The sequence below is a fragment of the Methanosarcina sp. UBA411 genome (assembly GCF_002495725.1).
In the GTDB taxonomy this organism is placed as follows: domain Archaea; phylum Halobacteriota; class Methanosarcinia; order Methanosarcinales; family Methanosarcinaceae; genus Methanosarcina.
Window position 1 is genome coordinate 26,027 of sequence record NZ_DAGK01000021.1, and the last position, 15,358, is coordinate 41,384.

At 38.6% G+C, this 15,358-nt stretch carries 9 protein-coding genes; 4 read left to right on the forward strand and 5 right to left on the reverse strand.

The window, feature by feature from the left end:
* The first annotated feature begins 95 nt into the window (after positions 1-95).
* From BP861_RS08075 to brxL, 3 genes are all read left to right on the forward strand, one after another.
* Entirely contained in the window at positions 96-1,091 is a 996-nt protein-coding gene (locus BP861_RS08075) for a hypothetical protein (RefSeq protein ID WP_292374253.1), read from the forward strand.
* Between the two features lie 625 nt (positions 1,092-1,716).
* The gene (pglZ, locus tag BP861_RS08080) at positions 1,717-4,413 is read left to right on the forward strand and encodes a BREX-1 system phosphatase PglZ type A (RefSeq protein ID WP_292374255.1); all 2,697 of its coding nucleotides are present in this window, start codon (positions 1,717-1,719) and stop codon (positions 4,411-4,413) included.
* A gap of 62 nt (positions 4,414-4,475) precedes the next feature.
* Positions 4,476-6,524: a protease Lon-related BREX system protein BrxL gene (gene brxL / locus BP861_RS08085; protein ID WP_292374257.1), complete on the forward strand. Its 2,049-nt coding sequence runs from the start codon at positions 4,476-4,478 to the stop codon at positions 6,522-6,524.
* 83 nt (positions 6,525-6,607) lie between these two features.
* Here the strand turns inward: brxL and BP861_RS08090 are convergent, their stop codons facing one another.
* The 5 genes from BP861_RS08090 to BP861_RS08110 all read right to left on the reverse strand — a co-directional run bounded on the left by BP861_RS08090 (position 6,608) and on the right by BP861_RS08110 (position 13,750).
* Complete coding sequence (locus BP861_RS08090) at positions 6,608-6,835, reverse strand: hypothetical protein (protein WP_292374259.1); 228 nt, start codon at positions 6,833-6,835, stop codon at positions 6,608-6,610.
* A 33-nt stretch (positions 6,836-6,868) separates the two neighbouring features.
* Entirely contained in the window at positions 6,869-7,276 is a 408-nt protein-coding gene (locus BP861_RS08095) for a hypothetical protein (protein ID WP_292374261.1), read from the reverse strand.
* Positions 7,277-8,499: 1,223 nt separating this feature from the next.
* Entirely contained in the window at positions 8,500-10,290 is a 1,791-nt protein-coding gene (locus BP861_RS08100) for a DNA polymerase (RefSeq protein ID WP_292374263.1), read from the reverse strand.
* 13 nt (positions 10,291-10,303) lie between these two features.
* Complete coding sequence (locus tag BP861_RS08105) at positions 10,304-13,273, reverse strand: DUF927 domain-containing protein (protein WP_292374265.1); 2,970 nt, start codon at positions 13,271-13,273, stop codon at positions 10,304-10,306.
* A gap of 240 nt (positions 13,274-13,513) precedes the next feature.
* The gene (locus tag BP861_RS08110) at positions 13,514-13,750 is read right to left on the reverse strand and encodes a hypothetical protein (protein ID WP_292374267.1); all 237 of its coding nucleotides are present in this window, start codon (positions 13,748-13,750) and stop codon (positions 13,514-13,516) included.
* A 679-nt stretch (positions 13,751-14,429) separates the two neighbouring features.
* On the opposite strand from BP861_RS08110, the gene BP861_RS08115 reads away from it, so the two are divergent.
* Entirely contained in the window at positions 14,430-15,242 is an 813-nt protein-coding gene (locus tag BP861_RS08115) for a hypothetical protein (protein WP_292374269.1), read from the forward strand.
* Positions 15,243-15,358 lie beyond the last annotated feature (116 nt).

Genomic DNA, 15,358 nt, shown 5'->3' on the forward strand with positions numbered 1-15,358 from the left:
CTAATGCTGCAAAAGTCACATTAAAGCCGAAATTGAGAAAGTACTGAACCAAAGACAGAAAATTTTTGAATGGAACTGGCAAAATTTAATACACATTGGGTCGTTTACTGCTCACTATTTTCTTCATTCTCAGGGACCTGATAACTTTGAGTGGACAAAACGTTAAGCTGCCGTGTTTTGAAACTGTCATCAGCCAAATGATCAAGGATATTTGCAGGTCTGAGGGGTGCAGGTATTCTGACCTTGAAGCAAAACTGGTTAAGGATTTTAAAGTTCAGATTGGTTTTCGGCAGGAAGGCTCGGGTGATGAAATCTTTGAATTCAAGGAAGAAATCTACTGGGTTTTCAAGTACCTGAAAATGATACAGTTCATTCAGGATGGGCCGGATGGTCTGGTTTGCATAAGTTCTGAAGGCATGGAGTTTTTAAATTCACAGTTACCTGGAGAAAGCAAACTGGAAGATATTGATCTGGTCTGGATAAAGGACTATTTTAACTCTTTTGAGCTGGAACTCGATCCTATTGTTGTTTCGTATAAGCAGCTTACAGAATTTGCTGATAAAGATAAAGTAAACAGGACACTGAGCAGTTTCTACTGCTCAAAGGACCCTGACATTCAGGATTTTGTGCGGCGCAGTATGGACAAATTTGATGACAAATCAATATGCAGGTCATATCTTATACTTGATAGAAAGAATAGCGATGATGAAAACTTCTGTGTCCTTGGATTTTTCGCCCTGGCTTTGAAAATACTAAGAGTGGACCAGAGTAAGCTGAGCAAGAAGCAAAAAAAGGATATGAACCTGCTTAGAGAACAGGAAGGTATTCCTTCATACTTTATTGCCCAGTTAGGGAAAAATGACATATTTAAATACAATTTTAAAGGAAAATACCTGCTTGATGAAGCCGTAAACATTGTTTATGACTGCATTGGGTTATTGGGAGGGACCATTGTTTGGCTTGAAGCAAATAAAGAAGCAGATTCAGTGGTGAAATTTTATAAAGACTATGGATTTATAGAATTACAGTCCGAACTGCAGGAGGACGGAGTAAAGAGAATGCAATTGGTAAAATATTTAAATAGGGAATGATTGAGGGAAAGAACATATATCAAATAAGAACACATATAGTTATTAAAAAGTAGGATTAAACGATAAGGAGTATAGAGATGGCTTCGAGATATCTGGAACAAAACACTTTGTATATATCAGACCCTGTTGCCATTAATAAGTTACATTCTCTATTTGAGAAGAATGAAAAATCCAAACCTCCTGTATCTCGATATACAAAGTCTGAGAAAGAGGTTATTGAATTCTTAAAAAGGTAATGGATAATGGATCTGTACATTTTTACTTGAGACTAAAATTTTGTTTTTCAATATAGAGGTAAAAAACCTCATTTTTCCATCTTGTTCTCATGCTTTTTTCCATTTTGTTTCCATCCTGCTTCCACCCTCTTTTTTAGATTTTCTGATTTTTTAGCCAGTTTTCAATCTGATTATGGCGGTCATTTTAAAATTTTGGTTTATTATTGCTCTGGTAATCACTTTATTTTCGGCTTCAGATTATGCATTAATGCTTCAGATTATATATTAATATATAAAACATCACTATAGGTTAGCAAAACCTGTAAATGGAAGAGTATTTCATAGATAAAGTATCTAAATCTTTAGTATTATTTTATATTTTCCCGATTAATCGTAGGATATGGGTCTTCATGGTTAACGTTGAAAAAACAAGCCAAAGCATACTCAGAAAATTTGACCCTTCGGAACTGGCAGATTATGAAATGAGAAAAATCGTTTTCTGGTATGATAAGGACAGGACTGCCTGGGATGATGAAAAATTGGCTCCCAGCTCAGAGCTGAACGAGATAATACAAATACTGGCAGGGCATGCCATTAAATTCCATATTCTGAGTAATAACTTTTTTGAAACCAAAAAACTCCTTGAAATAGAGGACCCTGAATCAAACTACCTAATTTACTGCCCCGACAAAGAAAGGACGCACGAAGAAAACTGGCTTTTTGATATCCAGCTTTATTCGTCCAGGTTTGAAAACAGCCGAATTTCGGACCTCAAAAATGAATTTGAGATCGAGGGGCATGAGCTGGACGACCTCTTCACAAAATACGAAAAATTCTTTGGCAACCAGAAAGAAAGAGTCCAACCTCTAAAAAAGCTCTACCAGAAGGACTGGCGGGAAAAAGAGTTCATTCTGGGCATGCTGGCTGTTTTTTCAAAAACTCAGGCCCTTGATTTCAAACTGATTATCAGGGATACCATGCTGAAATCCCTGGAAGAAGCCGAAAATCCGACATGGGAGCATATATCGAAGTTCGGGCTGGAGGAAAACTTATGGGAGCTGGCAGAAGAGGATTTTGGCTTTTCGGTAAAGAACCCTACCCTAAAGAAGCTTTTCCTGAGTTTCCTGGTTACGCACATAAAACAGTGCTCTGGAATTTCCCTGCAAGGCTATGACCAGTATGTGAACCGAAAGGAAAATGAGTGCCAGATCTTCCTCAAACACTGGATGGACAGTTCCCAAACCTCCAAAACTTTTGAGAAGTACACCCGGGACATGCTTGAAGAGAACGACCGGGATCTTGAAAATAGCCTGCAAACAGCGCTTAATAATCGGGATGTGAAAAAATATCTTGAAGCCGAAGCCGTTGAGACCTTTGACAAAACTATAATTCTTCGTATAATCGAATCCCTTAGTAGTCCTGTAGATTCAACAGAAGAGGAGTTCAAAAATTACCTTGCTTGGATCGACGCCCGCAGAACAAAGCACTGGTTTTCTGAATATGAAAATATTTACAGTGCGCTTGAATATGCGGTCAAGCTCTTCCGCTTTGCCAGAAAGAACTATGATAATCCAGAAGCAATTGATGCACTTAAAAACACACGCAGTTTATACGAATTATTCAAAGTATATGCCGAAACCCAATATCAGATGGATTATTTCTACAGAAAATTCTACTACTATTATGATAAAGAGCAGGAAAAGGACATCCTGAAGAAAAGTCTCAAGCCCGAAGTCGAAAGGCTTTACACCAAAGTGCTCCAAAAATTGCTATTGAAATGGAGCAGTCTCATCAGTTCGGAACTCAATGGACAATGGAAGATTGAGCTTGCCGACAACCAGCAGGATTTCTATAAACTTCATGTGAATAAGATTCTGCAGAAAGATGACAGAAGTAGAGTTGCAGTTGTCATTTCTGATGCCCTGCGTTATGAAGCAGCTTTTGAGCTATTTGAAAACCTCAATAAAGACACTTGGGGGCTTACTGAACTCAATTATATGGCAGGAGCCTTGCCCTCATACACGAAACTTGGAATGGCAAGTTTACTTCCTCATAATGCTCTGGAATACAGAGGGAAAGAAATCCTTGTTGATGGTATAAGTTCCGAAGGGCTTGAAAAAAGGAACAAAATCCTGCAGAGTAAATACGAAGATTCGCTTGCATTTAATTATGAAGACTTCATGCGGTACAGCAGGGAAGAAGCAAGAGAGCTCATCAAGGGAAAGAGAGTCCTTTATATCTATCACAATAAGATAGATTCAACTGGTGATAAGCAGTCCTCAGAAAACAGTGTGTTTAGTGCCGTAGAAGAAACAATTCTTGAACTAAAGAAACTTGTCAAGCATTTGAGTGATACTCTAAACACCACAAATGTAATTATCACGTCCGATCACGGGTTCCTTTACCGGAGAGACGATCTGGAAAATGCGGACAAGGTAGACACTGCATTATTTAACAAATCTCGTATACTTGATGCCACAAAGAGATTTATTCTGAGTGACCAAGAATTTGCAACTGATAATTCACTGGATAACATACACGGATTTGACATGCGCTATATGCTTGGGCAGAACCACACTCCCCTTTTTGCCTATGTGCCTAAAGCAGATCTCAGGTTCAAACTTCAGGGAAGTGGGCTCAATTTCGTGCACGGAGGAATCTCTCCTCAGGAGATTGTTATTCCAGTTCTGACATATAACCATAGGCGGAATGAAAAGGCTATTGAAAAGAAGGGTATCAAGTACGGTAAGGTCAACGTCTCGGTAATAAACGACCGGAGAAAGATCACAAGCAGCAAATTTAAAGTAAAGATTTTCCAGACCGAGAAAGTAACCGATAAAATGAAACCTCGCACCATCAAAGTTTCTCTATGGGATATTAATTGTGAGCAGGAAAAAATGGTCAGTGATGAAAAAATCATTATTGTCAATAATGAATCTGATGAGCCCGAAGAAAGGCAGTATAATATCATGCTCACACTCGGAAACAATCTTGAAAACAAAACATATTGCCTCAGGCTGATTGACGAAGACCCGGCTGAAATAAAAGATATTGCACGGATTCCATTTAAACTGGACCTTCTGATCGGGGATTTTGATGACTTCTAATTAAAAGGGGAACTGTGTAAAGATTCTCTCGTAAAAAAAGAGTATAATATGGACAGGATAAAATGACTGAAGAAGCTCTTGAGACAGCAATCCTTGAAACCGATAGAAAATTAATCAAATATTTTCCCGGTAGGGTTGTGCGAAAAGACCTTACAAAGCTGTTGAAAGTAGGGCATAATGTTCCTGTCTATGTACTTGAATACCTTCTCGGCTCCTATTGTGCAGATGATGATGAAGATGTGATTAATGAAGGCGTCCAGAAGGTTAAAAATATCCTGTCCCAAAACTATGTAAGACCTGATGAAGCCGAAAAAATCAAGTCGAGAATCAGGGAAACTGGCTATTACACGGTTATTGATAAGATTACTGTCAGGCTGAACGAAAAAAGGGATATTTACGAGGCATCGTTTTCTAACCTCGGGATTATTAATATCGAAATTGACTCGGATTATGTTATAAAATACGACAAATTGCTCGGAGGCGGGATCTGGTGCATGCTAAAGATGGAGTACTCCACTGAATCGGCAGCATCTCCTTTCATTATCTCCAGCTTAAAACCTATCCAGATTCCAAACATGAATATCCAGGAAATCCTTGAGGCAAGGAGATATTTCACAAAAGAAGAATGGGTAGATGTCCTTTTGAGAAGCATAGGAATGGAGCCAACCCAACTTCCGAATCCTGTCAAGTGGCATATGCTGCAAAGGCTTGTCCCTCTTGTTGAAAACAATTATAACCTCTGCGAACTGGGGCCTCGGAGCACAGGAAAATCCCATGTTTACAAAGAAATTTCCCCTAATTCTATCCTGATCTCAGGTGGACAGACCACAGTTGCAAACCTCTTCTACAATATGTCTACCCGGCAAATAGGACTTGTAGGGCTCTGGGACGTTGTTGCATTTGATGAAGTTGCAGGAATTCATTTCAAGGACAAAGACGGAATTCAGATCCTCAAAGATTACATGGCTTCAGGCTCTTTTGCAAGAGGAAAGGAGCAGAAGAATGCAAACTCATCAATTGTCTTTGTAGGAAACGTTAATCAGAGCATTGATTCTCTCATGATAACCTCTCACCTTTTTTCTCCCTTCCCAGAGGCCATGAACAGTGACACCGCCTTTTTTGACAGGATGCATTACTATCTTCCTGGCTGGGAAGTCCCGAAATTCCGGCCTGAGCATTTCACTGATAGATATGGGTTTATAGTTGACTATATTGCCGAATTCTTCAGGGAAATGAGAAAGCGTTCCTATTCTGATCATATAACACAATTCTTTAGGCTTGGAAATAACCTAAACCAACGTGATGTAATTGCCATTAAAAAGACATTCTCCGGACTTATGAAGCTCCTATACCCTGATGAAAATATTACAAAAGAAGAAGCTCAGGAGATTCTCGAATATGCTCTTGTAGGTCGAAGACGGGTAAAAGAGCAGCTCAAAAAGATTGGAGGAATTGAGTTTTTCGATGTAAATTTTTCATACATTGATAATGAGAACCTGAAAGAGACCTTTGTTCCTGTACCTGAAAGCGGTGGAAGCAAAATCATTCCCGCAGGGATCACAAAGCCAGGTGAAGCCTATGCTGTTGCTGCTATTGAATCTGGTAAAATCGGGATATATAAGTTTGAAGTCCAGATAGTATCCGGATCTGGAAAATATGAAAAATCAGGCACTGGTTTAAACTCTCAGGTAAAAGAATCAATAAAGATGGCTTTTAACTTTTTCAAGGCCAATGCAAAGTCTATAAGCCAGAGCATTTCTGTAAAAGAAAAAGATTACTTTTTACACGTCCAGGACCTCTATGGAATTGGTATGTCTGGTGAACTCGCTCTTGCAGTCTTCATAAGCCTCTGTTCAGGAGCAATAGAAAGATCCTTGCAGGAACAGACTGCTATTCTGGGAAGTATGACAATCGGAGGCTCTGTAGGTGTTCTTGAAAACCTTGCTGGTCTTTTACAGGTTTGCCTTGATGCTGGGGCGAAGAGAGTTCTGATTCCAATTTCATCAGCAGGTAAGATTGCGACGGTACCACCGGATCTTTTTAGTAAGTTCCAGATTTCATTTTATGAGGATCCAATTGATGCGGTGTATAAATCAATGGCTTTGATTTAATTTCTGTAGTTAGTAATGCTTGAAGATCACAGATACATGATTTCTCCTTATTTTTTGCAAATATCTGCTTATTTTTTGCGATTTTATTCCCCTGGCTCTGTGTCCAAGTAATGGGCCGTAACTTCTTCAAAAATAATTATATGAGCTTGTCCCCAGGGGTGAGCCTGCTCCCAAGACTTGACAGCCTCCCACTGGGTCTTTGTTAAAGCCTGGTCTTTACCTTCCTCTATAAAGAAAATCTTTGTTTCCTGAGCGCCAGGGCCACGCTCCAAGGCTTCTATTTTACTTCGTATGTATGCAGCTGTTACCATTTCTAGGCCTCATAAGTCTTATGTGAGCTCGGTTTACTCTTCAACCTCAGGGATACTTCCAGGCTCAAGCCTTTCAAGATCCGAATTATAGCCTTGATCTTCTGCCAGGCTTCCAGCCTGCATGCTTTCTGTAACCAATCCCGTGCTATAAACCTCTTCGAGTGTTTTTAACCTTTTATCAAATTCCTCTAACTGGATATCTTTCAAAATTTCATTGGCACATCTCAAAGCATAAATTAAAGTCTTCATATATTGAATTTTGACAAGGTCACCTTCTTGAACCCTAAATCGCTTTCCCCTTATTCGAGTTTGAAGTTGTTTTATTATCTCCCCATTTGCCTGAAGAAGATCATCGCGTGAAAAAAATTTTATTACAGGATCAGGTTTCTCAGCTGCGTTTCTCTCGAACGTTGTTATATCTATGTGGTTCTTATCTGACATTTCACTTATTTATATTGTTTACAAGATAATTAAAACTTTGCAATGTTTTTTTATGTCCTTCAATAACGGTTTAGCCAGTGGATTATCCACTGTAAAACTAAAAACTGAGAAGAGTAGACTATAATACTAATATAATAAATAATAAAATAAGTATTAGTAATATTCCTCTGTGCTTTTTCTCATTTTTCCTCCGTCTTACCTAGTCTTACCTAAATTTACCTCTAGTCTTACCTAAATTTTGACTAAATCAATATCAGCATACTATCCGCCTTACTAGTCTTACTAGTCTTACCGAAAAAAGCCGTCTACGCGAGAGAAAAAAATCAATTTTTTCTATTTTCCAGAAACTTTTATTCCAATTTTTTTGAGACCTTTTAATTTTGGGTAAAACTGGTAAGATTAGTAAGACATCGTTAAAACGTTGCCGTTTTTCAGGAAATTTAGGTAAGACGGGGATAATTATAAGTAAGACGGTCTTACCAAAGGAACGCTTATGATAAGGGGTAGGATAAATTTTTGACTCGAATCAAAACAGAACTGATCAGAATTGATTCGAGTCAAAAATAAAAACGGCATCGACTTAGAGAAAAACGGCATCGACTTAGAGCCTGTACGAAAAATAAATAACAGTTTTGAGCAAAAAATTGGCAATTCTCAATATAAAAAACGAAGCTATGAGAAATAATTTATAGTTAAGACAAATAGTAAAGTTCGGGCTATAAAATTATGTACGTTTATACTTACAGAAACTAGGAGGCAGCATTATCGATTCATCGGGCAAAGTAAAGAAAATATATTGTGCCAAGTGTAAAAAAATTACCGAACACATATCCATAAGTTATTATGATCTTATGAAAAAGGAGAGAGGCAAGGACGTATCATCTATTGCTTGGCCACTTGCTATTCTCATGGATACTCCTCTATTTACGGCATACCACGGAACCGTGTATATATGCCAGAAATGTGATAATATTAGGACACTTGGAGCAATATTTGGAAATAAGTATGGTGATTGATTTTTACTTTAAGTGTGTAAGTTCTAGTTGAGCTTGTTTCAAAACTAATTCCAATCCCTCTGAACCAATATTTTGGAGTAGAGAACCAGAATCAATAGGACTAAATGGAAAATACCTGTTTTTGGTCAAAAGCATGAATAGTCGGGATTTTGAAACCAGCTCATTTATAAAAGTTGCAATATATCATGATACTTTTCGGATAGACTCTTAATCTTTATGCCAATACTCGTCTGAGAAAACCTCAGCATCACAAGGAATATCAATAAACCAAGGAGCGCCCGCTGCAATCATTTCCCGTCTTATAGTTTCTATGATAAAGGCAGCCTGTTCCTTTTTGCACTCAAACACAAGTTCGTCATGGACTGTAGCAATGAACTTCACGCCCATAGGCTCAAGGATCTTGTATATTCTTGCCATTGCAATTTTTACAAGGTCCGCACAGAAGCCCTGTATAGGGTAGTTTTTGCTTTGCCTGCCTATAGAACCCTTGATGCCTCGTTTCAATTCAACCCTGAGCCTCTGCTCATCCAAGATTGACATACTTTCGCCGTTATGCTTTTTCTTGTATGCTTCCTTGGTTTTGCTTATGGAGGCTTCCAAGCTTGATTCGATACACTCGAATCTTATAAGCCTGCCTGCCATAGTCCTTACACAGTTATTCCTAAGTCCTTCTTTCTTGGACTTGTCGAGATAGGCAGTAATCTCCGGATACATCTTTTGGAAGTTTTCTGCATATACAACAGCCTCCTCACGAGTGGCTTCTATATTTGCGTCAGCCTTGAGCTTCTTCACAAGTCCTGAGGACCACATGCCGTAGTTCAGGCCGAAGTTTACAGACTTTGCAACACTTCTTTGAGCTTTTGTAACTTGGTCCTCAGGCACATTAAATAAGGAAGCTGCTGTCCTTCTATGGAGGTCCACTCCGGGAGTGTTGTACGCTTCAATATACTTTTTGTCCCTTGCCGCCTGCCCTACTATCCGGAGCTCGATTTGCGAGTAGTCCGCAGTCACAATAACATTTCCTTCCTCAGCAATGAAGATCTCACGCCAATTTTTCTGACTCTTGGAGGGTTGCTGCTGGATATTCGGATATCTGCAAGAGAATCTCCCTGTAACTGCTCCAATTTGGTAGTAGTCTGCATGGACCCTTCTTGTATGAGAGTTTACGAACTCAGGCAAAGGGTTTATGAAGGCGCTCAGGAGCTTCGAGACCTTCTTATACTCCTCAAGATCATCGAGGACAGGATAATTGTATTTTATCATTTCCTCCTTTTTAGTGCTCTTGAGAGGGATTCCAATTCCGTTAAGAGCCTTCACGAGTTGCACAGGACTATTTAAATTTATGTCACCAAGAGCAATGTAGAGTTTTGCCTGCAACTCATCTCTTGTCCTCTCAGCATTGATCCTGAACATGTCAAGCTTATTGAGGTCCACCTTAATTCCGGAAAGCTCAAGCCATACCATAGCCGGAATAGCCTGCATTTCAATGTTAATCACAGTTTCAAGCTCAAGCTGCTTGATTTTTGCCTGTTGCTTCTGGAATATTATTGGCAGGTAACGAAGATCATTTGCAGCATACTCCTTCTGAGCCATAGTAAGAGGGACTCCAAAGAGGAAGCCCTTATGCTCGTTTTTATCCATCTTCTTTCCACAGTAGCGGTAGACAAGATCTTGCAGCCTGACTACATTTTTTTTGCCTGCATATAGCCCTCCGGAAATCACTATCTCTGCAATCTGAGTGTCATAAACGTTATTGATGGTGATTCCAAACTGCTGTTTAAGGAACTTAAGATCAAACTTCAAGTTATGCCCTATTATCAGGTTGTTCTCAAGGATATCCTTGATTTCACTCATTTTTTCCTGAGTAGGGTCTTTTATAATAATGACATTGCCATTTGGAGGGAGGAGTTGCACAGTAACAATTCTTCCTCCAAACACGTCAAGACCGTTGTAGCCTTCTGAATTGTCAGTCTCTATATCAAGGTAGATGATCGGCACAAATATCATCTCCTTAGAGGCTGTCCATAAGGAGGCTGTGAAGATCAGTAGTGCTGTCTGCAACAATAATAATGTCCTGGTTGCTTGATATAACCATTGGCACACTAGCTGTAGAGGCTGGATGAGTGCTTGGATTGATCTTAGGAACCTTTATCTCAGATTCTTCAATGGAATGTTCAGGAGCATCGCTGCTGCCTTTAAAATCTCCATGGTCGTCGGACTTTTCTCCTGTGTCACTGGACTTATTTTCGGAGTGGTTCTCCTGCTCGTCAGGACTTATGTTGAGGTACTTGTAGAACTTGCTGATAGGGATCTGAATTACAGTAGTGTTTACACCTCTTACTTTTATCTGAGTGGTCCTGATAGTCTTTACCTTAATGTTTCCGTCTTTGTCGTACTGTAGGTTTCCGTCCTTATCTTTTATAGGCACTGTTCGGACATTAGGAATACCTTTTTGCACCCATACTTTAATTGCAGCCTCGTATCTACTATCTCCGAGCTCCGTATTAATATATTTTGCAAGTGTAGCCTCGTCAAAACAAATAAGAAGTTCCTTTGTGCCCTTCGCTTCCCTGACCCAACCAAAGTCACAATGGTTCTTATCATTTTCATTGAAGTAAATCTGATTAGTGACGTAGAACTGATAAGCACATTTAAGAGCCTTGATATCATCGGTTACGTAAGGCTTGTTTGCAACATTCATCTCGAAATAGCGCTTGCAGATCTCGAGAGAATCGGCAGGATTAATGTAAGGCTTCCCGTTTTCGTCAAGGATCTCCGCAAAGACTTTCTCAAGGATAAACCCGGCAGTTGCAGCAATTGCATACTGTTTCTTCATTCTGTTTGACTCAATACCTTTCACAGGAGGAAGACCTGCAAGAAAGCCCTCATAAATGCTCTTAAGTTGGTCCTTGTACTGGAAGATCTTCTGAATGTAGAGCCTGGATACCCACCCATAATTTTCCCTCAAGCCTATCTCAATGCTTTCGAGATTGTCAAGGAATTCAGAGATACCTTCTGGAAGTGGCTGGGCTCTCATATCCTGCCCACCTCTGCCTTTTTCGTCAATTATGGGCACTTCACCTGTCATTATAAGAACAGTCTCAGGGGTTCCCTGATTGACTACGCCTCCAGTGTTGTCGTTTGTGCTTTTCCTTCTGGTTGTAAGGTTACCTACTGCATAAATGAGCTTTTTTGCAGCTTCAGGATTCTGCGTTGTCTCATCAAGGAAAGAGGGAAGCCCTTTAATGTACTGAATGAAGTTCTGAACTCCCATAAAGGTAGAGTTTCCGCCTGTCTGCTGCTCGATTGGGTCTCCCCATATGGAGGCAGCGCACCAGTTGCTCACGGTTTTAGCGTTACCTGTAGGAAGATCCTGAAACGAAATATAGGAAGTAAAGTACAGGGGCCTTATAAGCGGAGGGACACAGGACAGGTAACATTTATACCTTACTGCCGGATAGTCAAGGATCTGACCTGCACTCTTTGCCCAATCTGCAATATTACCATGACAGGCAAGCAGTCCGCTTATCTCAGGATTGAGATGATGGATTTCAGTTATATCTTCCCTGGTAATCCTACTTGTGCCAAGTATAAAGGCAGTATTTTCGTCCTTCCACCCACAAGAGGAGGCTACATGATACAAAGGTAACTCATCCTTCTTGCTTTTAATGAACTTGTCAAAGTATTCTATGAGTTCATTGACCTGAGACTCCTTGACATGGAGGCCTTCTTTCTGGAGTTTCACAACATCTGCATGATTGAGCAGGTTGTCTAGAGGTTTCCATACATAAACGTCCCTTCCTTTTACGGTCCTGATCTTGAGCTTAACAAGGCACTGACTCGGATTCTCCATTATCTCGCCTATTGCTACGATGACTACCGGAGCAGATGCAACAGGCACTTCGTAGGTCTTTTCCTCGTCATACTTTGAGACCATAGTTTTTGTTATACCCTCAGGAGTTACTGTATAAGGGTATATAGTAAGGTTAAAGTTTTCAATATCAGTAAGAGCAGTCTTTTCGGAAGCGGAGGTAAAGACATCAGTTCCTCTGTGTCTTATTGCACTCCGGATAGTCCTTTGCCCATAAGTTATAGGTCCGGTCTGATCCCTGCCGTCCGGTCTGTCCCACTTGTCCCGCAGAAGAGCAGAAGACCTGTAGAGCCTGTCGATCTGTTCCTCGTCTTGAGTATATTTTACGAGAGTCATACAGTAAGCATAGTCAACACCGCTAAGATCGTCACCCGGCTCTGCTCCTTTGGTCTGTAGCCTGTCAAACTTTAAGCCCTTTTCAGAGTCCTTTACTTTCTTCTTGAGCTCATCATCAGTAAATTTAACATCAGTAACAGGAAGAGTAGACTCGTCAATCTGATCTACTTCCTTAAAGTACTTCTCTCTGAAAGCGTCAATAGCAGCCTGTGCGTTGTTGATGGTTGCCGGAGCAGTAATAATCCTGTCTCCGGTGACTGTCAGGAGCTTGTCACATTGGTAAATTTCAAAATTACTGTTCTTAACTCCAGCATTGAGAGGAAACCTCCCAAAGCAAAAGATTCTTATTCCAGTTCTGCTTGGGGAAAACTCGGTGTAGGAGTTGAACATTGAGATTATTTCAAGGATCTCAGGCTTAATGTCTCCTCCCGGAGTCAAAGCGTTGTCTAGATCCACTCCAATAAGCCTATCTTCGTCTTCGAGCTCCTTATTGAAATCTAAAACATACTGCATACCACTAAATGGTGACTTTTTGGCAGTCAGCATTTTATATGCTTCATCAAAGGTCATCTGATGGTTAGGGTTATGGAGATCTACAAGTCTTTCTTCATACTTCCCGGTATGCTCGTTGTAATGATTATAGTAAGGAACTTTACCGGGTTTCTTGCCGCCACCTCTGTCTACAGACTTCCATACAGTCCACCTTTTTTCGTTCTTAAGGGGTTGAGGTATGTTTTCAGGTATGACCTTTGTGTATTTTGGAGCAAAAACCATCAACTTTTCCCTCCGCGAAAGGAGGAGTCTCCAAGACATTCCTGAGATCTCATTAATTTAGGGCGGATGGGTGCATTATTACGGTTCGAGCATTGTCCCTGGATGCTGCACGTTTTACAGAAGTGACTTCTGAAGGGATACCCGCAAAAAAAGGAAGTGGAAGCTTGTTCTTTCATGCATGCCTCCATTCCTGATAAAATTCAAAAAAGAAAAATATATAAAATATGTAAACTAAATTAATCATGGTATATCACTCTTTATTTTTCTTAAGAGTGGGTATTCCACAGATGTTTTGCAAGTGTCCATGGCCGGCAAGCAATCGGGCACTTGTAAATCACTGACTACAGCGCTTTTAATTAACATTGCTTGTGCTTTTTCATATATATTTCCAGATTTTATTCTGTAGTCTATTAATTCAGGGAACTCCTTGTAGAGTTCTTTAAACCTGGATATAGTCTCTGGTTTTAAATCCTGCATTTATTACCTCCTTTAATTGTTTAAAAATAGTTTTTATTGATTGCAAAAATATAATTTATCGACATCTATCTCCTGTAGGTATTGAATAGCCAGTGCTATCTTGAAAGGTATCACAAGCTATAATTCTCAGTCTATTTTTATCATCCATTTCTACTGTTACATTTTTAATCTCTGGGTTCATTGACCTCATCCATTGAATTGGAAGCGAGATCACATAACTTCCTCCTTGTTTGACAATTTTTCTTTCACCAAACTTGAATATATTTACCACCTCCTGTCCAGAGACCGCGTGAATTTAAACATATAAAATGTATATATATTTTTAATATTTTATTTTATAATAAAACTTTGTATATAATACAGAATGAAGGCTACCGATTATTAAATTTATAGTCGAGTTTAAATCGATAGTCGATTCTTTAGTCGAGTTACTGTATCTAAATATTTGTCATATCTTTATATATTTTTCTATCCGATGATTAGGTAAATTTATATCGACGTGCGTGAGGTAAAGTAAACCAGGTTGGCAATAAAATAAGCTAAAACTAAATTTGAACTGTTTATATAATAGGAAAAACGAAATGAAAGAATAAAAATAAAAAATATTTCAAATTACATGTTAGCAAGTGATCTGTATTTTTAGTAAAAATTTCAATTGTTTATGTAATAAGAAAAAGAAATGAACAAAGGAAAAGTAAGAGAAATGAACAAAGGAAAAGTAAGAGAAATGAACAAAGGAAAAGTAAGAGAAACAAATAAAGAAAAAATATTAGAGATCTTATTCGATTCTTCCAAGACGACAGCAGAATTAGCACATGAACTAGGTTATGTTAATCCAGATGGTACTGCACGTTATAATATGATCAACAGCGATTTAAAAAGGCTCGTAGAAAAAAGATATCTAAAAAGTGAAAGAGTAAAAAAAGAATCTAAATCGGGGAACACTCCAACACTATATTCAATTGACTTCAGTATTCAAAGTTTAAGGAATATGATAGAGGAATATCCTTATTTAATTTCAAAGATGAAAAGAAAAAATTTAGTTTTAGAAGCTATATTTCATGAGTATTTGGATTTTACTTATAATTTAAATGAAAATTATAAGAAAATTGAGACTAATGAATTTGCTGTTAAAATAAATAAAGAAGATCTAACTAAAAAATTAGAGTTATCTAATGAATTTTTCAAATTTGTTCTTATTAATGACAGAAATAAATTGATTCATTATACTAAAACAATTGCTGAAACATTCAACGAAAACATAAATACAAAACTTTGCAAAGAAAAGAATAGTCTTAATTATAATTTTTTAAGTTTAGATGACAAAGATACAAAGCGAGAAATATATTTTGGATTCGATATAGCTTTTAAAGCATGTATCATTAAAGATATAATGGATGGCAAATCGACTACAGACGCAATAGAATATATAAAACAAATGAGAAATAAAGTACCAGATGAACAAATTGAGACAGAAAAACAAATTGAGTAGTCGAGGATTTATCTAGAAAGCTCTGATTTCTCATCATTACTTCTTGAAGAGGAAGAATTCTCATTTACGAAAAAATTAAAACATGAGTAAATAGAATATTGGTGAAAATTCTGTAG